The organism is Nocardia asiatica NBRC 100129 (assembly GCF_000308415.1).
Taxonomy (GTDB): domain Bacteria; phylum Actinomycetota; class Actinomycetes; order Mycobacteriales; family Mycobacteriaceae; genus Nocardia; species Nocardia asiatica.
The window spans coordinates 51,564-73,965 of sequence record NZ_BAFS01000041.1; the positions used below are offsets into that span (position 1 = coordinate 51,564).

The window sequence follows — 22,402 nt, forward strand, 5'->3', positions numbered from 1 at the left end:
AACTGTACGACATGTCGGCTGTGACCTCTACACTGAGGCCGGATCACAGCTGGCCGAAGGGGGATTCTCGTCGATGAGCACTGTCCGCTTCCAGCGCCGTGCGCGCCGCGAGATGCCCCGAACGCCCGGTGGCGAGGTGACGCTACAGCCCCCGCCCGAAATCCCCCGGGTCACACCGGGAAACCTGGTCATGAAGCTCATGCCGGTCGTGATGGTGATCGGCATGGTCGGCATGATGGCCCTGCTGTTCACCCAGGGCGGCGGTATCGCCTCCAATCCGATGAGCATGATGTTCCCGCTCATGATGCTGTTCTCCATGGTCGGCATGTTCGCGGGCCAGGGCGGCGGCAAGGGCCAGAAGGCCGCCGAGGCCAACGAGGACCGCAAAGACTACCTGCGTTACCTCGACCAGGTCCGCAAGGACGTCAACGAGACCGCGGCCCAGCAGCGCGCTTCCGTCGAGTGGAGCCACCCGGAGCCCGGCCTGGTCTGGATGCTGGCGGGCACCAGCCGCATGTGGGAACGCCGCGCGGGGGACAAGGACTTCTGCCACGCCCGCATCGGTCTCGGCGGTCAGCGCCTGGCCACCCGGCTGGTCGCCCCCGAGACCGGCCCGGTCGAGGAGCTGGAGCCGATCGCCGCCGTCTCGCTGCGCCGCTTCGTGCGCGCCCACTCGACCGTGCCCGACCTGCCGACCGCCATCGCGGTCAAAGGTTTCGCCACCATCGCGCTGGACGGCGATCGCGCGCAAGCGCGGGACATGACCCGCGCGATGCTGGTGCAGCTGTGCATGTTCCAGGCGCCGGACCAGGTGCTCGTCGCGGTCGTCTGCGGCCCGGACACCGCGCCGGAATGGGAGTGGACCAAGTGGCTCCCGCACACCCAGCACCCGGACGCGCAGGACGGCATCGGCACCCAGCGCATGTTCTACGGCTCGATCCGCGAGGCCATGACCGGGCTGCACCCGTTGCTGGGCAACCGGGTCCGGTACTCGCGCAATCAACCTGCCAACGCGAACATGGTGCACATCGTATTCGTGGTGGACGGCGGCCTGCTCGAGGCCGAGGACGATCAACTGCGCGAATCCGGGTACGAGGGCGTCACCATCATCGATCTGTGCGGCTACGCGCCGCGCCTGGCGGTGTCCCGCGGTATCAAGATGATCGTCGAGAACGGCGAGTGCGTCGGCCGCGGCGCGACCGGCAATCAGGAGCGCTTCGCACTCATCGACCGGATCAGCCCCGAGCAGGCGCAGCAGGTGGCGCGCAGGCTCGCGCCGTACCGTGCGGCCACGCAGCGCAGCAGCGACGTGGAAACCGACGACTCCGAGGTGATCTCGAGCTGGGCCCAGCTGATGGGGCTGGGCGATATCGGCGCCTTCAACCCGGAGCACGCCTGGCGGCCGCGCTACGGACGGGAACGCCTGCGCGTGCCGTTCGGTGTGGGCGCCGACGGACTTCCGGTGGAACTGGACATCAAGGAGGCCGCCGAGAACGGCATGGGCCCACACGGTCTGTGCATCGGCGCCACCGGTTCCGGTAAGTCGGAGTTCCTGCGCACCTTGGTGCTCAGCCTGCTGGCCACCCACTCGCCCGACCAGCTGAACCTGGTGCTGGTCGACTTCAAGGGCGGCGCGACCTTCCTCGGCCTGGACGGGGTGCCGCACGTCGCCGCCGTCATCACGAACCTGGAGGAGGAGGCCGACCTCGTCGACCGCATGAAGGACGCGCTGGCCGGTGAGATGAACCGCCGCCAGGAAGTGCTGCGTGCCGCGGGCAACTTCGCCAACGTCTCGGAATACGAGAAGGCCAGGGCCGCGGGCGCCGACCTGGACCCGCTGCCCGCGCTGTTCGTGGTGCTCGACGAGTTCTCCGAACTGCTCACCCAGCACCCGGACTTCGCGGAGCTGTTCGTCATGATCGGCCGCCTCGGCCGCTCGCTGCACGTGCATCTGCTGCTCGCCTCGCAGCGGCTGGAGGAAGGCAAGCTCAAGGGCCTGGAGAGCCACCTGTCCTATCGGATCGGTCTGAAGACATTCTCCGCCAACGAGTCTCGTCAGGTGCTCGGCGTGCCGGACGCCTACAACCTGCCGAACAATCCCGGTGGCGGTTACCTGAAAGCGGATTCCGGCGAGATCCAGCGCTTCCAGGCTTCCTACGTCTCGGGCCCCTACGTCGGCGGTGGCTCGCAGCGCGACATGACCGTGGCCACGCAGTCCGGCGAAATCGACGTCAAGGCGCGCCCTTTCACCGCGACCCACGTGGACTTCCGGTCCGCGGACCGCGTTCCGCTGCCACCCGAACCGAATCCGGAGCAGGAACACCACGACGAGGACGGCGAGCAGCTGTCCAACGTGACCATGCTGGTCTCCCGGATCCGCGGCCACGGCCGCCCGGCGCACGAGATCTGGTTGCCGCCGCTGGACGAGGCGCCCACACTCGACCAGCTCCTGCCGCGCTCCCTGCTCACCGGCGAGTACTCGGCGGTGTCCACATTGCGTGCCCCGATCGGCATCGTCGACCGGCCCTACGACCAGCGTCGCGACCCGATGGTCGTCGACCTGTCCGGCGCCCGGGGTAATGTCGCCATCGTCGGCGGCCCGCAGTCCGGTAAGTCCACCGCGCTGCGCACCCTCATCATGGCGATGTCGTTGACGCACACCGCCGAACAGGTGCAGTTCTACTGCCTCGACTTCGGCGGCGGCACGCTGGCCAGCCTCCAGGGCTTGCCGCACGTCGGGTCGGTCGCCAGCCGGTTGGACGAGGACCAGGTCCGCCGCACCATCGCCGAGATGACCACCATTGTCCGGCAGCGCGAGGCCCGTTTCCGCCAGCTCGGCATCGAATCGATGACGGACTTCCGCAGGTTGCGCGCGACGGACCCGGCCACGAGCCCGGGCGCGGCCGGGGCGCACGAAGATCCGTTCGGTGACGTGTTCCTGGTGATCGACGGCTTCAGCTCGATCCGCCAGGACTTCGAGATGCTCGAGCAAACCATCATGAACCTCGCGGTGCAGGGCCTGTCCTATGGCGTGCACGTGGTCATCGCGCTGAACCGGTGGGCGGAGGCGCGGCCCGCGCTCAAGGATCAGATCGGCACCAGAATCGAATTGCGCCTGGGTGACCCGATGGACTCCGATCTCGGCCGCAAGTTCGCCTCGCTGGTTCCGCAGGGGCGGCCGGGCCGCGGTATGACGCCCGAGTGCCTGCACATGCTGACCGGCCTGCCCCGCATCGACGGCAGCTCCGACCCCACCGACCTCAGCCAGGCCGTCGCGGACGCGGTCGCCACCATCGCCAGGCTGACGCCGGGCCGTCACGCGCCGCAAGTCCGCATGCTGCCGGAGCAACTTCCCCGGGAGCAACTGCTGTACCTGGCCGGTGACTGGCCCTCGCAGGTCGACCCGAACACGAAGTGCCTGCGAATCCCATTCGGCATCAACGAGTCCGAACTGGCGCCGGTGCACATCGACTTCGCGGAGAGCCCGCACTTCATCATCATCGGCGACACCGAATCGGGGAAGACGACGCTGCTGCGATCACTGATCGAGGGCATCGCGGCGTCCAACACCCCCGACCAAGCCCGCTTCATCCTCGGCGACTACCGGCGCAGCATGCTCGGCCTCGTCCCGGAGGGCTACCTGGCCGGCTACGGCTCGACGGCGCCCCAGTTCACCCAGAACATGAACGACTTGGCCGCCTACGTCAACAAGCGCACCCCGGGGCCCGACGTCACTCCGCAGCAGTTGCGGGAACGCTCCTGGTGGAGCGGACCGGAGCTGTACGTCATCATCGACGATTACGACCTGGTCGCCACCTCCGCGGGTAACCCGGTCCAAGCGCTGCTCGAACACCTGCCCCACGCCCGCGACCTCGGTTTCCACGTGATCATCGCCCGGCGTTCGGGTGGCGCGAGCAGGGCGATGTTCGAGGCGACGTTGGCCAGGATGCGGGATCTGGGTTCCGCGGGCCTGATCCTGAGCTGCAGCAAGGACGAGGGTGTCCTGATGGGCACCAAGCGCCCGAGTCCGATGCCGCCGGGCCGGGGCACCTATGTCACCCGTAACACCGAGGGCCTGGTGCAGACGGCGTGGATGCCAACGCCCTGATGTCCGAGGTCGAACTCGTCGTCACCGAAGCGCGTATCTGGGCGCGGGGCGCCGATACGCACTGGGATGTGCCGCCCTCGGTAGTGCTGGGCAGCAACGGCTTCGATCTCGTGGTGGGCCAGCCGTTGAATCCGCGGACGCAGGTCGGCTCGGTGGTCCAGTTCGCGCCCGCCGATGCCATCGCCTTGCCGCCTCGTACGCCCTCGATGGTGGACGCCATGGCCGCGGTGTTCACGAAGGTGCTGGAGAATCTTCGCGTCATCACCCCGTGCGCCCGGATCACTCTGATCTGCCCCACCGAATGGGGCGGCGACCGTCGCGGGGTGCTGGAACAGGCCGCGCGCCGGTGCACGCCGATGGTCGTGTTCGAGCACATCGCGGTGCGCTCGGTAGCGTCGGACGAAGGCACCAGCCACAGCCAGCGCACGCTGGTCCTGGAGTTCGGCCTGCTGACCACCACCGCGTCCACCGTCATCCGGAGCCATCGCGGTGTGCATGTCGAATCCTGCGAGCACGAGCCCACGCTCGCGCTCGACGACATCGCCGCGGACACACCGGGTCTCGCGAGCCTGTCCGCGCTCGTGGCTCGACTGCTCGCCAGCGGCCCGATCGACCTCGTCCAGGTGGTCGGCGTCACCGACACCGCGAAACTCGACCTGCTCCGTACCGCGGTCGCGCAGGCCACGGGCGCGGCCGTCGAGTTGCGTCCGGTCGCGGGTTCCGATCTTGTCCGGGGCCACAGACTCGAATCGGGCGACTCGCCAGAAGTGCCGGCCGCGCCCAACGAATGGATGCGACCGCTCCGGGAACGCGCCGCGGCGCAGCGTGAGCCGCGCTCGCGCACGGCGCGTTTCGCGGCCGCGGCGATCGCGGCAGTGGTGGTCATCGCTCTGGTAGTCGTCGGCGTGGTGGTCTCGTCGGGGCGCCGAGACGAGGGCGCGACCGCGGCGCCGAGCACCGAGAGGGCGCCGGCCAGCGTCGTGCCGCCGCCGATCGGCACCTCGGCTGACGCGGGGCCGGAAACATTCGGCCGGATACGATTTCGGACCCCGCCGGGCTGGCGCGTTGCTCCGGCGCCGGAGAGCGGACGCGCCCGTGTCGATCTGGTACCCGAAGCCGGTGTCCGGCAGCGGATCACGGTGATGCAGACGCCGTTGGCGGTGGGCTCCGGATATGAACAGGTCGCCACGAAACTGGAGGCGCAGATGGCGCAGCGCCCGCCGGGGGTGCTGACCGACCTGAAACGTGACGTGGTCTTCGGCGGCCGTTCCGGCCTGGCCTACTCCGAACGGCCCGGGGACGGATCAACCGTCCGATGGCATGTTCTGCTGGAGTACGGCGTTCAGGTCAGTATCGGCTGCCAGTACGCGGGAGACGGGTGGGGTCAATTGGAAACCGTGTGCGCGAATTTCGGAGATTCGGTCCGCGTAGTCCCGTGACCTGTCCTGCGGTCCCCGGGCATCCAGGTGAGAACGCGGGCGAGCGTAGACGATTCGAGCCCCCGGCACCGAAGCACCGGGGGCTCGAATCAGCCGAGACGGGATCTCAGAAGAGGCCCGCCAGCGCGGTGTCGGTGCCCTGCAGATCGGAGTTTCCGCTGCTGACCAGCTTGCCGGCGCTTTCCAGCGTGGTGTTCAGCTGCGTGACCTGCGTGTTCCACTGGGCCTGCAGCGAGGCGAACGCGTCGTTCGCGTCACCCTTCCAGTAGTTCGTCACGAAGTCGGTGACCTGCTTGTGGAAGTCTTCGAGCATGGTCATGACGCTGCGCGCCTCGGCCACGATGGCCTGTGCGCCCGCCTCGACCTCGCCGAAGTTGGAGGCAATCCGACCGGGGTCGTTCACTACCATGGGGAGCTCCTTGTTGTCTGTGGTACGGCTATCGGATCAGGGAAGGTCCAGGCTGGAGGACTGCGCCGCCACCTGCTGGGCGAACTGCTGGTCCTGGTCGGCGAACTTCCGTCCGGCGTGGGCCAGCTTGTCCGAGGTCTGATCCAACTGGTCGTTCAGCTTCCGCGCCTGAGCGAAGTAGCTGTCCATGAACGTGTCGAACGCCTGACGCGCCGCACCGCTCCAGGTGGCGGTGGTCTGATCCGACTTGCTGTTCAGAGCGGTGATCGCGGTCTGCAGATCCTGATGCCGCTGCCGGCAGTTGTCCACAAACTTCGAGATCGCCTCTTCGCTCGCTTCGAGCTGTCCTGCCATTTCGGCTCCTTTCGGTTCCCGTCTCGGCCAACGGCGGAAGCCTCAGTTGGCCTGTACATCTGATTGGACGCGGTGCGGGTCTGATCGGTTCCATCCGACTCGAGAAATTCGGCTTCGCCCCACAGGATCAGGGCACTGCGCCCCTCAGCCCGACTCGTCCGTGGTCTCGGCGGCCACGCACGGGCCTGCTCGGAAGACCCCGATGCGGTCCGGGTCTGCATGAGTTTGTAACGCCAGCGCTCGGCTCCCCTCCTTCCCCCTGCTCGCTGCTGTAATGATCGGCGAGTGGGCTGGCTGCGGTACACCTTACCGAACGCCTAAGTCCGCCGCTACCAGCAGAATGCAGTTCCGGGGCGGCGAAAGTTGTTGATCCGGAACTCGAAAAGCTCGAAACGCGATCCAGCGGACGCGCCGGAATTACTTCACCCGGTTGCGCAGCACCGGCACCAGGCGGTCGAGCAACGTTTGCTGGGAGGACTCGCTCCAATTGCGGACCGCGGCGACGGCGGCGGGATCATCCAGCGGAATCACCGTGGCACGGGTGCCCGCCACCTGGTACGGAAGACCGAGCAGGCCTCCGCCACCGGCCTTTTCGTCGCTGCGCACGGCCAGGACATAGCCGTCCGCCGCGACCTCCAGTCGCGTGGAGGACGTCAGCTCCCGGGGCGACGCCTCCTCGCCCTGCCGCCCGTAGTTGAGGTTGTAGACGAACCCGAGGTCTTCCAGGAACTTGGTCTGGGGCGTGCCGCCCAGGAAGATCGAGACCTGCGAGCCGCGGGGCACGTCCACCATGGTGATCGTCTTGCCCCGGAACACCGGATTGTCCGCCCGCGCCCGCTCCAGCGGCGACAGCGCGGTCGCGCTGGTGGGCGTGGCGGCCGCGGGCCCCGGAGCGGACCCGTCCCGGTTCAGTGCCCAGATGCCGATTCCCGCGGCGAGGGCCACCGTCACGATGCCCGCGGCCGCCGCGAGCAGCCAATTCCGCCGTGCGGGTGACGCGGTGGCACTGCCCTGCGCGGCGACGGCGGCACTCGGATCGGTCCGCGGCCGCGGATCGAAGACCTGGATCGGGTAGGTGGGCGAAGTATTGGTGGCCCCGGGGTTGTAGCCGGGAGTGAGGGCGCTCGCGGCCGCGTCGGTGAATTCCCGGCAGCTGTGGAAGCGCTCGGCCGGATTCTTCGCCAAGGCCCGGGCGAAGACCTGGTCGATGGCAGGCGGCAGGCCGGGGCTGACCGCGGTGGCCAGCGGCGGGGGCTCGTGCAGATGCCCCATCATCACCAGCGCGGGTTGCGTTCCGGGAAAAGGATTGCGGCCGGTGAGCAATTTGAAGAACGAGCACGCGAGGCTGTAGACGTCGGCGCGGTGGTCGAGCGGGCTGCCGGTGAGCTGCTCGGGCGGGGCGTAGGCGATGGTGGCGACGAAGCTGCCGGTCTGCGTGAGTTCGGTGGTGTCGTCATTGGCTTTGGCGACACCGAAATCCGTGAGCAGGACGCGTTCTTCTTCGCCGTCGGCCGGGGTGGACAGCAGGAAATTCGCGGGTTTGACGTCACGGTGCAGCAGACCCTTGCGGTGTGCGTAATCGAGGCCCTTGCCCACCTCGGTCGTGATACGCAGCGCGCGCAGCGGATTCATCGCATGCGGGTCGCGGGCCAGTTCGGCGGCGGCGTCGGTGCCGGCCACATACTGCATGGCGATCCACAGCTGGCCGTGTTCCTCACCCCGGTTGTACACCGAGACGATGTTCGGATGGTCGAGTCCGGCGGCGAGATTGGCCTCGCGCTCGAATCGGGTACGAAACTCGTAGTCGCGGCTGAGTTCACCGCCGAGCACTTTCAGCGCGTCGGTTCTGGGCAGACTGGGATGTTTGGCCAGATACACCGTGCCCATGCCGCCCGCGCCGAGCACTCGCATGATGCGGTACCCGCCGACGATGGTCCCGGGGCTCATCGCCATATTCCACGATCTCCTGACTCGACGCGGGCCGCTGCGTTCGCCACGCAGCATATCGGACCCGGGAAGCGGCGAAAGTGCCGCATTATCGGCTGTTCGCGAAAATGGAATACTGTGCGGCGGCGCGCTGCTGAGCGTCCAGCAGTTGATTCGCGGCGACGAATCCGACGTATTCCTTGTACGCGACGACGCAGGTGAAACGCCGGTCGTCGAAAAGCCCGGACCGGTTCTCCACACAGGCCGAATCCGGCAGGTGTGGCGGCGGATCGGCCGGTCCCGCGACCACCGTGGGGGTGATGCGTTCCGCGGCGACCCGGCGCGCCGCTTCCCGGCTCGCGGTGCGAATGACCAGCGTTCCGCCGGAGACCGCGAATTTCTCGGCCCCCATCGCGGTGAAACGTTGTTTCGCGTAATCGCGGTCCTCGGCGTACTGGATGATTCCGCGCAGGCCGAAAAGGGCGTGCGAGTCGTCGTAACTCGGGGATTGGACCTTTGCCGGATTCAGGGTCCGGCTCAGCAGATGGTCGGGGTCCCAGGGCAGCCGCAGCATCTCTTCTTCGGTCAGCGGGGGCAGCTGGTCGAGCAGTGGCAATTGAACGTCGTAGGCCTTCTCCGCCAGGCCGATCAGGGCGTTGCGGTCGGGTGCGTTGGCCGAGACCAGGAACGACACCACGTAGGAACCGTGCGCGAGCACCGCGCGCAGGAACGGCGAGCCCGGACGCCAGTGCGCTCGTGCCTGCGGCTGCCGGGGCAGCGTGACCGGCTCGTTCTGGTCGCGGTAGGCGCCGAGATCGGCGTCGTGGAACTCGGTCGCGGCCTGGCGGGCCCGCTCCGGGTCGGGGAACTGCATGACGGTCGTGGCGACTGTCGTGGAATTGGGCCGGGGCTTGGTCGGCCAGCCCGAGGCGAACAGGCTGACGTTCTGATCGGACCCGTTGGTGTGGAACCCGTACATCAACCGGTTGCGCTCAGCGATCGGCCGCATGTCCTCCGGGCGTCCGAGTTCGCCGGGCAGCACCCCTTTGCTGACGCTCGCGGGCGTCCAGCTGTACTTCATCCGGGGATCGATGTCGTAGGCGGAGGCGACGTGATCGGCCAGCCGCATCGCGGCGACCTTACCCATGTCGATGAACAGCGGTTGGTAGTCGTCGTCGTGCGCGTTCGGCGGCTCGGTGGGGTAGTTGCCGGTGTCGAGGCGGCGGATGTCGATCTCCCCGGGCTGCGCGACGCCCGGTGTGGTGGAGCCACAGCCGGTGAGGATGGCGGCGGTCAGCGCGCACGCGAGAGCCGCGGCGGCGGTGCGGAATGTGGTCATGCGGCATTCACCAACAGGGCGTACTGGGCGGAGATGCGTTGCTGCGCGTCGAGCAGCTGATGCGACCACGCGAACGCGGCGTACCGGTCGTGGGTCACCGAGCAGTAGTACCGGACGACGACCGTCTTGTTGCCGATGTACTCTTTGCAGTGCGCCGCGGGCAAGCCCTTCGGCGCCTGGGCCGCGCGGAACTTCTTCGTCAGACCGCCGCGCTCCTCGCGTAATTGCACGGCGGCCGCCGTGTCCCGGGTGCGGAACAGGTCGGTTCCGTCGGTGGCGTACCGATCCACTCCCGCCGCTTCGATGATCCTGCGGTCCTCGGCCGAATCGATGGTGAAGTGCAGCGCGCCCTGGCCCGTGTACGCGCCCGGCGGGTCGATCCAGGAGTCTTCCCGAGGACGTGGCAGGGCTCGGTTGAGCATGCCGTCCATGTCGATCGGCAAGGTCATCAGCTGGTCGACCGGGGTGGGGGTGAATCGGCCGATCGCCGGGACGATGGTGTCGAGACTCTTCTCGACCAAGGTGATCAACGGGGGCAGGTCGACCTTCTCGAGGAAGATCTTCACGTAGTCGTAGACCCAGGTGTAGACGACGAATTTCCCCGTGGCGAACCACGACCCGATCGACTGGTCCGTCGGCTGCCAGTGCGCGTGGGCGGCGGGGTACTTCGGGATCTGTACGGGCGTGTTCCGGTTGTTGGCCTCGAAGTCGACGCGTTCCAGGGCCGCCGCCGCGGCGGCGGCCTTCTGCTCGTCCGGGAAGATCAGGATGGCGTTGACCAGATCGGTGCCCCGGTTGTCCGGCGCGCTGCCCGCGCTGCTCAGGAACCCGGCCACGAAATCAGGCGCGGCCTCGGCGAAGCGGGAGACGTCCATGATCCGCCCGAGCGAACCCTTCGGGTCCAGGAACACCTTGGCGATGGACGGATTCGCGGTGACGAACGCGGGGTCGATGTCCGACGGCAGGGGCACGAAGTTCGCCAGCCGCTCCGCCTCGATCATGCGCGCCTGCTCGGGATTCTTCGCCGTCCCCAGCGAGCGTGGCTGGGTCGCGTAATTACCCACGTCCAGCTGCGCCAGGTCGACAGGCGGCGCGGACTGCTCGGGCGCGGCCTCCGGGTCGCCACATGCACCGCCCGCGACGGCGACGACCCCGGCCAGCACCAGGGCACAGGCGGTTCGAATGGATCTCGACATGGCGCCGTGCTGCACTTCCCTCCCCTAACTGCGGTAGTTGCGCCGGAATCCTACTTCGGCCCACCCGCGGCCGGGGACCGCGATGGCGTCGGCGCCTACCGGTTCCGATCTCAGAAACTGTTCGCCAGCAGCGCATACTCCGCGGCGACCTTCTGTCGCACGTCGGGTTCCTTATCACTGGTGACGACTCCGACGTACCGCTTGTACGCGACATAGCACCGGTATTTGTACTCCCGATCCGGGTCGCCCTTGCTGTTGAGCTGCAGGCACTTGGCGCCGGGGACGTCCTTGGGAGCGCTGATCGGGTCGTAGTGGGCGCCCTCGCTCTCCTGCAGGCCGGTGAGCAGCTTCTGGGCGGCGGCCGCGTCGCGGGTGCGGGCGACGTAACTGTCGTCGACGAGACCGATGTGATCCACACCCGCCTCCTCGATCAGGCGCAGGTGGGTGGATTCGTCGTCGGCGCGGTGCACCGTGTGGTAGCCGCCGTAGACGGCGAAGGCCGCCGGGTCGGGAGCGCGGTTCTTGCGGTCGGCGACCGCGACGCGAGCCAGCAGGTCGTCCGGGTCCACCTTCAGGGTGTCCAGCTTGTTCATCGGGGTCGCGGTGAACTTGTCCAGTTGCGCGACTTCGGCGGCGAGGGTTTTGTCGATCCACTTCACCAAGTCGTCGCCGTCCGCGGTGGGCCGCTGGATGAACAGCGAGATGACGAATTCCTTGTGCGCCATGAAGGCACCGACGTTGGCGACGCCCGGCCGCCAGTGGATGAACGCGTCGGCGAATTCGGTGGAGGTCAGTTTGCGGTTGTCCGGCGAGACGGCGATGTCGACGTCCTCGAGTTCGCGCGCCGCGAGCTTCGCGGTGGACTCGTCGGGGAAGCGGAACACGACGTTCGTGACGGCGGTGGCCTCCGGCGACGGATTGGTCTGGCCGGCGGGATCTGGCCGGTCGGCGCCGCTGGCGGCGTATCCGACGACCAGCTTGCGGTTGTCGAAGACCGGCTTGGACACCTTGGCCACGAAGTCCAGCGCCTGCTCGGCGTCCACGACGACGGTGCTGCCGCGCCCGTACTTCAGCGCTGGGTCGATGCGCACAGTCGGGACCACGGCGTCGGACATCCGCATGCCTTCCAAGAGCGCGCCTTTGCCGCCGGACTCCTGGCTGTACTCGTGCTTGTCGACGGGATAGGTGCCGACTTCCAGCATGCGCACATCGATCTCACCCGCGGTCGGCGTACCCTGCACGCCTGCGCAACCGGTCAGCATCCCTGCCAGTGCCAGGCAAGACGCGGTGAGTGCGATGCGTTGCGTCCGAACCATCTCAGGCCCCTCGTTCCTCCCGTTGCTGACACTGAAGTTACCCGACGGACGGCGGGCAGGGGGACCGACGGCGTTCGTATTGCAATACCCTTGTCGGTGTGGCGACGACCCCGCATTACACCCCTGGTGGAGGCCGATAGCGTTGATGGATCGGCAGGTCGAGGTCGTCGCAGGCAGTCACGCCGTGGCCAGGGTCGCGGGCGCGGTCGTCGTCGTCGCGCATCGCAGAACGGGTAGGCCGACCGAGGATTCGCCGGCGGCCGTCGCCCTCGCATCACTGTCCGCACTCGTGCGCGAGGCGGCCGACCGGGAGCCGGACGGGCCCGGCGCCCTGGTGGCCCGGCAGGCGACGCGCTGGCTCATGAAAGAGGCCGAGCGGATCAGCCCGGGCGAACCGATCGACTTCGGCATCCTGTCCACCGCCGAGCACGGAGGCGTGGCGATCTTCTTGCACGGAGCGGTCACCGCCGTGCTGGTCGGTGCCGGCGGCGTCGAGCAGTACCGCGGCAGCGACGCCGCGTTCACGGTGGACCGCGTCGCCGAGATTCCCGCGCGGGCGGCGGCCTTGTTCGTCGACGACGGGAAGGGCCGGATCCCGGATCTGCCCCCGGAGCGCGGCATCGGCCGGTTGGTCGAGGGCATCGCGCAGGCGGGTGGCGCGATCGTGTGGACGGAGGGCTCCGGCGGCGAGTGGTGGAGCGGTGGCCGGGCGTCCCGTCCCGCCGGCGCGCATCGCCGCCCGGAGACGGCTCCACCGGCGACAGCGCGCATCGAGTCCGAGCCGCGAGCCGAATCCGAGCGGCATCAGCCGCCCCCGCCGGAACCGCAATCGGCACCCGCCCCACGGCACGCCGCCGGACCACCTCGGTACCCGACCGCGCCGTCCACCGCGATGCTCGACGCGGAGGCCGAGCAGACGCCGATCGAACCGCCGCCGATCGACCCACATCACGCGCCCACCCAGGTGGGCGGCACCAATCCCGCGCCGCAGCCCGACCCGGAACTGCAGCGCAGGCTGGAGGCCACCGCCAAGGCCACCGCGCTGACCGTCAAGGTGATGGGATTCAAATGCGCCCGAGCGCATCCCAGCGATCCTCGATCGGCGTTCTGCACCGTCTGCGGGATGCCGGTGGACCAGACCCAGGCGCTGATCGAAGTGGTCCGCCCGCCGCTGGGGATGCTGATCCTCGATGACGGCATGACCTACATGCTCGCCGCGGACGCGGTGATCGGCCGCGATCCGGAGCGTTCCCCGGCCGCCGACAGCGGGCTCGTCCCGCTGCGCGTCGAGGACGCCTCCGGTGGCATGTCCCGGGCCCACGCCGAGATCCGCCTGGTGAACTGGGACGTGACGGTGGTGGACAGCGGTTCGACCAACGGCACCCGCACCCGGTTGCCGGGCTACCGCGACTGGGTGCGCCTGGCGCCGCACCAGTCCATGGTGCTCCTCCCCGGCGCCGAGATCATGCTCGGCAACCGGGTGCTCCGCTTCGAACTGGCCGCACCGCCGCCGTTCGGCCGCTGATTCGCCCCGTGAGCTGTCCGCACCGACCATGCGTGGCCGGCGCCAGGAGTCGTCCGGCTGCGGCGACACTCCTTACGAATAGCGCGCCATACAGGTGCTTTCCCCGTTCAGGACGCCCGCGCGGAAGGCATCGACCCGGGAGAAGCCACTGGGCACGGTCTTGCCCTTGGCGTCGCTCGCGGCCAGACCGTCGGTGAGCAGACCGGAGACCGCCTCGTCGAGATCGCCCGCGGCGAGCTTGATGTCGCCCTGGTTGACCGGACGCCCCGATTCGGCCAGCTTGCCGGTGACCACGCCGGACAGACAGGCCGCGCGCAGCGCGGTTTTGGCGCCGACCAGACTCTGGCCGCGGTTCTGCTGGACGGCCAGCGTGTATCGCGATATGAACACGATGTAGCCGTTGTAGTCCCCGGTCACTTTGATGGGCAGCGGGTCGTCCTCGTCCACGGCGAAGGCGCCCCGCTCGGCGAGCCCGGGTATGTCGGTGGCGATCGTGTTCGCGGCCGGGCAGTACGAGACCGGCGCGGTGACAACGCCGTTGCGGCATTCGATCTTCGCCCGGGAATAGTCGTAGGTCGGCTCGTCCTCGACCGGCAGAATCGCTCGGAGCGCTTTGGTCAGCTCGACCAGGCTTTCTTTCGTGATCGGATGCTCGCCGTGCCCTGCGTCGTCGCTGAAGGTCTGCGGCAGGTTGGCCCGGCGCTGGTTGACCTCATCGATGTCGATGCCCTTGCAGGCGCGCGGACCGTCGGTGAAACCGATCTGCACGGCCGTGACGCGCTCGAAGGCCGAGCCGTGCACGCTTTCCGGATCGTCGGGGTCGGAGTCGCGGATGGCGACGGTGGCGGCGAGCACCGAGTTGAGGCCGTCGGAGGTGTTGATGGTGAAGTGCGCGGCCTTGCCTTCGGCGACGTGCCGCATGAACGCGCCCGCGAAGCAGTCGGCCTGCTGCTCCTTGACGATCACCGGGTCCTTCGGCCCGACGAGCTTGGCCATGGTCTGCACGGCGTGCCCGTACTCGTGCGCGAGCACCATCACCACGGCCATCTTCCCGAAGGTCTCCTCCATGGTGGGAAGTAGGACCGACCGGTCCCAGCCGATGGAATTGTCCAGGCGGCAGTAGGCGGCGTTCACCAAGCGGTAGGTGGACTCCTTGCAGAACTCGACCGCCTCGCCGCGGCCGGCTTTCGCGTTCCACGACAACAGCTTCTCGACCGGCTTGAACTCGCCCTGGAACTCCTTGCCGAAGGCGCCGCGCCAGTAGCTCTGGATGTCGTCGACGGCGTTGAGCGCCAGGGTGTCCACGGCACCTCCGTCGCCGTTGGCCGCGGTCAGCGGGCTGTCGGCGACGCCGGTGCGCGGCCCGCTGGGGCCGCTCGTGGTGGGCAGCCCGGCGACCTTGAACGGATCGTCGTAGATGGAGACCGCCCTGCCGTCCACCGAGCGGGTGCATCCGCAGGCCAGCACCAGAATCCCCAGTAGAGCCGCGACGATCGCGGTCGCGTCGACTCTCGGCAAGGCTCCCCCTTTGTCGGCCGGCACAGCGTTCACATCGGTCGCCGGATCGGGGCAATTGGCGCATCGGGGGCACCGCCGATGTCCGGGTGATGGAATAGTATCCGCTGCATGTCTTCACCGGGGGCGCAGACCATCACCGTGCGCCATGATGGAAACGAACGAGTATTCGATTCGAGCCAGCAGGTCACGATGGGCCGCGCGCCGGAGGTGATGCTGTTCGTCGACAGCCCGCTTGTTTCGCGTGTCCACGCGACGCTGGCCTGGCAGGGCAGCGCCTGGGTGTTGACCGACAACCAGAGCACCAACGGGGTGTTCGTGGACGCGCGCAGGCTGACCCAGCCGGTGTCCATCGACCGTCCCACCCAGGTCCGGCTCGGTGACGCCATCAGCGGCCCGCTGTTGCACCTGCTGCCCGCGAACCCGCAGCCCCCCGCAACGACCTTCGATGCGCCCGCCCCACGCAGGCGCCACAGCAGGCTCCGCCGCAGCCGGGGCCGCCGCAGCCGGGCCCGCCGCCGCACGCTGTCCGGCGGCCGCCGCAGCAGTTCCAGCGTCCGCAGTACCCGGCGCCCCAGGACGCGCCCGCGCCCGCGCTGAACGTCAACATGACCACCAGGGCCGATACCTCGAACATGCCCCCGGTCCGGGCCAGGGCCAGCACGGCGCCCATTGCCCGCGCCGACCGGATTCCCCAGACCGGCCTCGGCATCGGCCGCACCACCGACAACCAGATCGTCGTCAACGATCCGCTGGCCTCCCGCAAGCACGCCCGACTGGTCGCCTCCACGGAGGGGCTGGTCATCGAGGATCTCGGTTCGGCGAACGGCACCTTCGTCAACGGGCACCGCCAGCAACGGGCGGTGCTGCGCGAGCGCGACATCATCACCGTCGGCAACGTCGACTTCGTCGTCCAGCAGGGCACGCTGGTGCACCGGCAGAAGCCGGTCGCCGAGCAGGGGCTCGCGGTGCACGGGGTCGGCTTCACCGTCGAGGGCAACAAGCAACTGCTCGTCGACGTGAACATGTCGGCCAGCCGGGGCACGCTCACCGCGCTGATCGGCCCTTCCGGCGCCGGTAAGTCGACGCTGTCGCGCCTGATCGCGGGCACCACCCGGCCCTCCGGCGGGGTGGTCACCTTCGAGGGGCGCAACCTGCACGCCGAGTACGAGGCGCTGCGCTCCCGGATCGGCATGGTGCCGCAGGACGACGTGCTGCACCGCCAGCTCACGGTGCGCCAGGCGCTCGGTTTCGCGGCCGAGTTGCGACTGCCGCGCGACAACAGCAAAGCCGACCGCCAGAAGGTCATCGACGGTGTGCTGCAGGAGCTCTCGCTCACCGAGCACGCCGACACCAGGGTCGATCGCCTGTCCGGCGGTCAGCGCAAGCGGGCCTCGGTGGCGCTGGAACTGCTCACCGGTCCGTCGCTGCTCATCCTGGACGAGCCGACCTCGGGCCTGGACCCGGCACTGGACCGCCAGGTCATGGTGATGCTGCGGGAACTGGCCGACGCGGGCCGCGTGGTGATCGTGGTGACCCACTCGGTGGCGCACCTGGACATGTGCGATCAGGTGCTGCTGCTCGCGCCCGGCGGCAAGACCGCCTACTGCGGCAACCCGGCCGGGGTCGGCGCGGCGCTCGGCACCAGCGACTGGGCGGAGATCTTCGCCAACGTCGCGGCCAATCCGGACCAGGCGTTCGCGGCCTACCGTTCCCGGCAGGCGTTCGCGCCGCCGCCTCCGCCGCCACAGCAACCGTACGGGTCCGCGGGCAGTCCACCGCAGTCCAGCCGCGGCAAGCAGTTCTCCACCCTGGCGCGCCGTCAGGTCCGGCTGATCCTCGCCGATCGCGGCTATCTGACGTTCCTGGTGATCCTGCCGTTCATTCTCGGCGGGCTGTCGCTGGTGGTGCCGGGCAAGAACGGTTTCCAGCGCGGCGCGTTGAAAGCGCTGCCGGACGGCAGCTTCGTGCCCGAGGGCGGCAGCGAGACGCAGCAGCTACTGGTGGTGCTGATTCTGGGCGCCTGCTTCATGGGCTCCACGCTCACGGTGCGCGACCTGGTCGGCGAACGAACGATCTTCCATCGCGAACGCGCCGTCGGACTGCTGCCCTCGGCCTACCTGATGGCGAAGATCGCCGTGTTCAGCTTGACCGCGCTGTTGCAGTCGGCGGTGCTGGTCGGCATCGTGCTCGCGGGCAAGAAGCGCCCGGGCGAGGGAGCGGTGCTGGCCTCCGGCAGCGCGGAGCTGTACATCGATATCGCGCTCACCGCTATCTGCTGCGTGGTCGTCGGCCTGTTGCTCTCGTCGCTGGCGAAATCGAACGAACAGGTGATGCCGCTGCTGGTGGTGGCCATCATGGCCCAGCTGGTGATGGCGGGTGGCCTGATCCCGGTCACCGGCCGTGTCGTGCTCGAGCAGGTGTCCTGGCTGTTCCCGGCGCGCTGGGGATACGCCTCGGGCGCGTCCACGGTGAACATCCGCGAGCTGTTCCTGAACGCGCAGCCCGACACGCTGTGGCAGCACAAGCCGGAGATCTGGGCGCTGAATGTGGGCGTGCTGCTGTTGATCACCTTGGTGCTGGCGTTGTTCACCTGGCGCCGGTTGCGACTGAAGAAGTCGGCGGCGTGACGCGGTCCGAACGGTTCGCGAGCGTCCCGGCGCGCCGGAACGGCGCCGAGCGGCGCGGGAAGGCAACGACGAGCATCTCGGCCGCGGACCGGGCACACTTATGCCTGTGACGGTGCGAGTAGGGGCAGTGCATCTCGGCTGGGATGTGGTGTCCGTGGCCGCCGGCGGCGGTGGCATTCCCATCCGCCCGGTGCAGGTGGAGGGCATGTGGACGCCGCCGGCCTATCTGCTGGCGGATTCGTCGGGCCGGTTGCACACGGCGGGCGTGGAACGCAACAGACCTGATCTCGGGATGGCGATCGCCGACGTGCGCGACATCCTGGGACATCCGCAGATCGTGGTGGCGGGCGCGACCTGGCCCGCCGAGCTGGTCTTCCGTGCGCGCATGTACAACCCGCTCGCGGAGATCGGCAAGCACCTGCGCGGCAAACCGGACCTGGTGGCGCTGCCCTTCCCGGACAACTGGCCGGACGAGAAGGTGGAGATGTACGCCGCGATGGTGGAACAGCTCGACGTCGTCGTGGAGCCGCTGCCGGAGAGCGTCGCGCTGTCCGGTTACGTCCGCGCGCTCGGGCTGGTGCAGCCGCCGGATCGGACGATGCCGCGCGGCATCGGCGCGACGGGCGTGTATTCCGACGGCCGCAGCATGCTGGTGGTCGCGGTGCACGGCGACGACGAACAGCCCACCGAGTCGGTCGACGTCCCCGTCGACGCGGAGGCCATGCGCGACGCGCGGTCGGCCGACGACGTCGTGATCGAGGTGATGGCGGCGGCCCGTTCGATCGGCGCGGACACCTCGACGGTCCTGCTGTCGGGCAACGTGCGATTCAACGACGCGCTGCGCCTGGCCTTCCAGAACCATCTCGGACATCGATTGCAGGTGGCCGACCACCCGATGCACGCGCTCGTGCTCGGCGCGGCGCACCTGCTGGTGAGCGACACCGAAGCGGGCGAGCCGGAGCCCGCGGGCAGGCACGCCGAACCGGCGCCCGTCCCGCAGCGCCCGATGGACGCGCGGCCGCAGGCCGAGCACACGCCGCCGCAACCGGCGCAGGCCGGGCCGTACCACCAGGAGCAGCCGCCGGTCCGGCCGGTGCCCGGCGTCCAGTACGGGCCCGGATACCCCACCCAGCCCGACGAGGCGACCACCAGGATCGGGCGGGATGAGGTGCCGCGCGGCCTCCCGCCCAACCTCGCCGAGCTGGGCAGCCGCTTCACCCGGCCGCCCAGCGCGCCCGACGACCGAGCCGACCGGATTACGGGGGGCGAGGCCCCGCCGTCGGGGCCGCCCAGTGGGCCGGTGCCGCCGCTCGGGCCGCGGCCGCCGCAGCCGGGATCGGGGCCGTACCCAGGGCAACAGCACCAAGGCGGGTGGCCGGCCCCGGCTTCGGAGCCCGAGGACGAGGACCAGCAGCGCAAAGGCAAGCTCTGGAACAAGATGAAAGGCAATTTGTTCGGAGCCAACACCGTCATCGGAGCGGTTGCGCTGGCTGTGGTCGCCCTGCCGTCCGGGGCTGACGGGGTGGAGCTGACCGCACAGCCGGCCGTCCTCGACGCGGAATCGGTCGTCACGGACGAACTCGCCGATTCCGCCGCGTGTCCGTCCGTTCCGTACGCTCTCGTCCAGCCCGAGCCGGGGGTCACTACCGCGCGGGGACACCATCGGAAAGCTCAGGAAAGCATCGCGGAGTGCGCGCGGCCCGAGGTGGACACTCTGCGCTACCTGGTTCCCGGCCCGCCCGGCGCTATCGACCTCGGCCCTCCGATCGAGATCTGACGCGATTTCTTCCGCCCGATACCCCACTGGTATCGTGGCTCGTTGGCGTGTGGAACGTCCGGTCGAATCCTGGTGAATCGCCCGAACGTATGCCGAGTCCCGGGTCTCCACCGGCCGCCGGGAACCACTCGACCACACGCTCGGCTGGCAACACCGACGACAGACAGGGAAGCACTGTGCCTACGTACAGCCCCAAGGCGGGTGACGTGACCCGTAAGTGGTACGTCATCGACGCCACTGACGTAGTGCTCGGCCGTCTCGCCGTTCAGGCAGCGAATCTGCTGCGTGGCAAGACGAAGCCGACCTACGCCCCGCACGTCGATGGTGGCGATTTCGTCATCATCATCAATGCCGACAAGGTCGCCATCAGCGGCAACAAGCGGCAGGACAAGCTCATCCACCACCACTCCGGGCACCCGGGCGGCCTCAAGTCGCGGACCGTCGGTCAGGTGTTGGAGACCCGTCCCGATCGGCTCGTGGAGAAGGCCGTCAAGGGCATGATCCCGAAGAACAAGCTCGGTAACGCGATCGCGGGCAAGCTGAAGGTCTACGCGGGCCCGACGCACCCGCACGCCGCCCAGCAGCCCATTCCGTTCGAGATCAAGCAGGTGGCCCAGTGACCGCTCCCGAGGAATTCAACGAGGACTTCGTCGAGGAATTCGACGCCGCCGAGGCTGTCGAGGACGGCGCGGGCTACGAGGACTCCGAGGTCTCGGCGTCTTACGCCCCGGTCGTGATCGACCGCCCGGTGCAGACCGTCGGCCGCCGCAAGGAGGCCGTCGTGCGCGTGCGCCTGCTGCCCGGCTCCGGCAACTTCGTGCTCAACGGCCGCACCATCGAGGACTACTTCCCGAACAAGGTGCACCAGCAGCTGGTCAAGTCGCCGCTGGTGACCGTCGAGCGCACCGAGTCCTTCGACGTGCACGCCCGCCTGGTCGGCGGCGGCCCGTCCGGCCAGGCAGGCGCCTTGCGGCTGGCCATCGCCCGCGCGCTGATCGAGGTCACCCCGGAGGATCGTCCCGCCTTGAAGCGGGCCGGCTTCCTGACCCGTGACCCGCGTGCCACCGAGCGCAAGAAGTACGGTCTCAAGAAGGCGCGCAAGGCGCCGCAGTACTCGAAGCGCTGATTTCGGCATCGTCGACCTTCCGCGTCCGGCATCCTCGCGATGCCGGACGCGGTACGGTCGTCGCGGCAGCTGTACGAGAGCAGGCTCCCAGCGAACAGCTGGTCGCCTGCTCTCGCGCTGTATGAAGACGCGGCGTTCGCGGGGCCTTCGTGGTGCACAGGCCGGTGCCTCCCGGGCCGACGCTCACGCCACAGATCACCAATGAGGGGCGAGGTATGGGACGGTTGTTCGGCACCGACGGAGTCCGCGGGCTTGCCAACGAGTCGCTGAGTCCGGAGCTCGCGCTGCGCGTCTCCGGCGCGGCCGCGCAGATCCTGAGCCGAGGCAAGAGGCGTGCGCTCGCGGTGGTGGGCCGCGACCCACGGGCCAGCGGGGAGATGCTGGAGGCCGTCGTGACCGCGGGGCTGACCGCGGCGGGGGTGGACGTGCTCTCGGTGGGAGTGCTGCCGACACCGGCCGTCGCCTATCTCACCGGCCTGTACGACGCGTGCCTGGGCGTGATGATCTCCGCCTCGCACAACCCCATGCCCGACAACGGGATCAAGATCTTCGCCGCGGGCGGGCACAAACTCGACGATGCGATCGAGGACCGGATCGAGGTGCTCGTCGACGCGGAGACGCCCTTCCGCCCGACCGGCGCGGGCATCGGACGGGTACGCAACGCGGCCGGCGCGCGTGATCACGGGCTGGCCGTCCCGGACCAGTACAGCCTGGCGGGCACCCACGAGCGCTACGTCGAACACCTGGTGGAGGCCACCGGGCAGGACCTGTCCGGGCTGACCGTCGTGGTCGACTGCGCGCACGGCGCCGCCTCGGAGGTAGGGCCCGCCGCGTACCGCGAGGCGGGCGCGACGGTGATCGCCATCAACGCCGAGCCGGACGGACTCAACATCAACGACGGTTGCGGCTCCACCCACCTCGACCAAGTACGGGCCGCCGTACTGGAGCACGGCGCCGACCTCGGCCTCGCGCACGACGGAGACGCCGACCGCTGCCTGGCCGTCGACGCCTACGGCAACGTCGTGGACGGCGACGCGATCCTGGCCATCCTCGCCCTCGCCATGCACGAGGCGGGCGAACTGACCGCGGACACCTTGGTCGCCACGGTGATGAGCAACCTCGGACTGCACATCGCGATGCGGGCAGCCGGAATAACCCTGCGCACCACCGCGGTCGGCGACCGCTACGTGCTCGAGGAATTGCGGCGCGGCGGCTTCACGCTGGGCGGCGAGCAATCCGGGCACGTGGTGTTCCCGCGCTACGGCACCACCGGCGACGGCATCCTCACCGGTCTGCGCCTGATGGCGCGGATGGCGCGAACCGGGCGCACCCTCGCCGATCTGGCGAGCGTGCTGCAACCCGTCCCGCAGATCCTGGTGAACGTGCCGGTCAGCGACAAAACCGTAGTCGCACGCGCACCCGAGATCCGAGACGCGGTGCTGGAAGCGGAGCGAGCGCTCGGTGACTCCGGACGCGTACTGCTGCGCCCGAGCGGCACCGAGCAACTGGTACGAGTGATGGTAGAGGCCACCGACCCGGCCCAGGCGCGCCAACTGGCGGACGACCTGGCCAAGCGGGTGGCGGCTGTGTAGTTTTCCAGCGCCTGCGGCGCTGGGTGTTCGCGGCCCCTTTGGGGCTCGCGTTTGCGCGGCCGCCGCTTGCTCCTTCGTCGCTTGCGCGGCGGCCGCGCAAACGCGAGCCGGGCCGCGAACGGGCAATGCTCGGTCTCGCTTCGCTCGAAA

Annotated in this window: 15 protein-coding genes and 3 pseudogenes; 11 read left to right on the top strand and 7 right to left on the bottom strand. The window is 69.0% G+C overall.

The features are described from left to right. The first annotated feature begins 73 nt into the window (after positions 1-73). A complete protein-coding gene (locus ON27_RS05065) occupies positions 74-4,108 on the top strand; it encodes a type VII secretion protein EccC (protein ID WP_043720022.1) in 4,035 nt (1,344 codons plus the stop codon). Further along, positions 4,090-5,547: a type VII secretion-associated protein gene (locus ON27_RS05070; RefSeq protein ID WP_043720025.1), complete on the top strand. Its 1,458-nt coding sequence runs from the start codon at positions 4,090-4,092 to the stop codon at positions 5,545-5,547. The genes ON27_RS05065 and ON27_RS05070 overlap by 19 nt, the downstream gene beginning before the upstream one ends. Before the next feature lie 106 nt (positions 5,548-5,653). On the opposite strand, the gene ON27_RS05075 is transcribed toward ON27_RS05070, so the two are convergent. From ON27_RS05075 to ON27_RS05100, 6 genes are all read right to left on the bottom strand, one after another. Further along, entirely contained in the window at positions 5,654-5,956 is a 303-nt protein-coding gene (locus tag ON27_RS05075; protein ID WP_043720030.1) for a WXG100 family type VII secretion target, read from the bottom strand. 36 nt (positions 5,957-5,992) lie between these two features. Next, a complete protein-coding gene (locus tag ON27_RS05080; RefSeq protein ID WP_043720033.1) occupies positions 5,993-6,310 on the bottom strand; it encodes a WXG100 family type VII secretion target in 318 nt (105 codons plus the stop codon). Positions 6,311-6,727: 417 nt separating this feature from the next. Next, entirely contained in the window at positions 6,728-8,257 is a 1,530-nt protein-coding gene (locus ON27_RS05085; RefSeq protein ID WP_306306941.1) for a serine/threonine-protein kinase, read from the bottom strand. A gap of 88 nt (positions 8,258-8,345) precedes the next feature. After that, positions 8,346-9,575: a DUF7373 family lipoprotein gene (locus tag ON27_RS05090; protein WP_043720041.1), complete on the bottom strand. Its 1,230-nt coding sequence runs from the start codon at positions 9,573-9,575 to the stop codon at positions 8,346-8,348. Further along, on the bottom strand, positions 9,572-10,771 hold the full coding sequence (locus ON27_RS05095; RefSeq protein ID WP_086007429.1) for a DUF7373 family lipoprotein: 1,200 nt from the start codon (positions 10,769-10,771) through the stop codon (positions 9,572-9,574). The genes ON27_RS05090 and ON27_RS05095 overlap by 4 nt, the downstream gene beginning before the upstream one ends. Positions 10,772-10,881: 110 nt before the next feature. Further along, positions 10,882-12,087: a DUF7373 family lipoprotein gene (locus ON27_RS05100; RefSeq protein ID WP_043720048.1), complete on the bottom strand. Its 1,206-nt coding sequence runs from the start codon at positions 12,085-12,087 to the stop codon at positions 10,882-10,884. A 145-nt stretch (positions 12,088-12,232) separates the two neighbouring features. Here ON27_RS05100 and ON27_RS05105 point away from each other — a divergent pair, with 145 nt between their 5' ends. Next, positions 12,233-13,612: an FHA domain-containing protein gene (locus ON27_RS05105; RefSeq protein WP_043720051.1), complete on the top strand. Its 1,380-nt coding sequence runs from the start codon at positions 12,233-12,235 to the stop codon at positions 13,610-13,612. 72 nt (positions 13,613-13,684) lie between these two features. On the opposite strand, the gene ON27_RS05110 is transcribed toward ON27_RS05105, so the two are convergent. Further along, entirely contained in the window at positions 13,685-15,130 is a 1,446-nt protein-coding gene (locus ON27_RS05110) for a neutral zinc metallopeptidase (RefSeq protein WP_063711278.1), read from the bottom strand. Between the two features lie 108 nt (positions 15,131-15,238). Between ON27_RS05110 and ON27_RS43835 the strand changes: the two genes are divergently transcribed. From ON27_RS43835 to glmM, 8 genes and pseudogenes are all read left to right on the top strand, one after another. Further along, positions 15,239-15,727, top strand: coding sequence for an FHA domain-containing protein (locus ON27_RS43835; protein ID WP_169334486.1), 489 nt, complete (start codon positions 15,239-15,241; stop codon positions 15,725-15,727). Between the two features lie 35 nt (positions 15,728-15,762). Next, a pseudogene (locus tag ON27_RS46080) lies at positions 15,763-15,984 on the top strand (FHA domain-containing protein); the annotation flags it as partial. 174 nt (positions 15,985-16,158) lie between these two features. Next, positions 16,159-16,617 (top strand): annotated as a pseudogene (locus ON27_RS46085) (ATP-binding cassette domain-containing protein); the annotation flags it as partial. Between the two features lie 369 nt (positions 16,618-16,986). Then, positions 16,987-17,757, top strand: a pseudogene (locus ON27_RS46090) (ABC transporter permease); the annotation flags it as partial. Between the two features lie 100 nt (positions 17,758-17,857). After that, positions 17,858-19,534 carry a hypothetical protein gene (locus ON27_RS44620; RefSeq protein ID WP_043720058.1) on the top strand — a complete coding sequence of 559 codons (1,677 nt, stop codon included), beginning with the start codon at positions 17,858-17,860 and terminating at the stop codon, positions 19,532-19,534. A gap of 176 nt (positions 19,535-19,710) precedes the next feature. Next, a complete protein-coding gene (rplM, locus tag ON27_RS05130; protein WP_040864934.1) occupies positions 19,711-20,154 on the top strand; it encodes a 50S ribosomal protein L13 in 444 nt (147 codons plus the stop codon). Then, positions 20,151-20,660: a 30S ribosomal protein S9 gene (gene rpsI, locus ON27_RS05135; protein WP_043720061.1), complete on the top strand. Its 510-nt coding sequence runs from the start codon at positions 20,151-20,153 to the stop codon at positions 20,658-20,660. The genes rplM and rpsI overlap by 4 nt, the downstream gene beginning before the upstream one ends. Before the next feature lie 215 nt (positions 20,661-20,875). Next, positions 20,876-22,252 (top strand): phosphoglucosamine mutase, encoded by a 1,377-nt coding sequence (gene glmM / locus ON27_RS05140; protein WP_043720064.1) that lies wholly within the window; start codon positions 20,876-20,878, stop codon positions 22,250-22,252. Positions 22,253-22,402 lie beyond the last annotated feature (150 nt).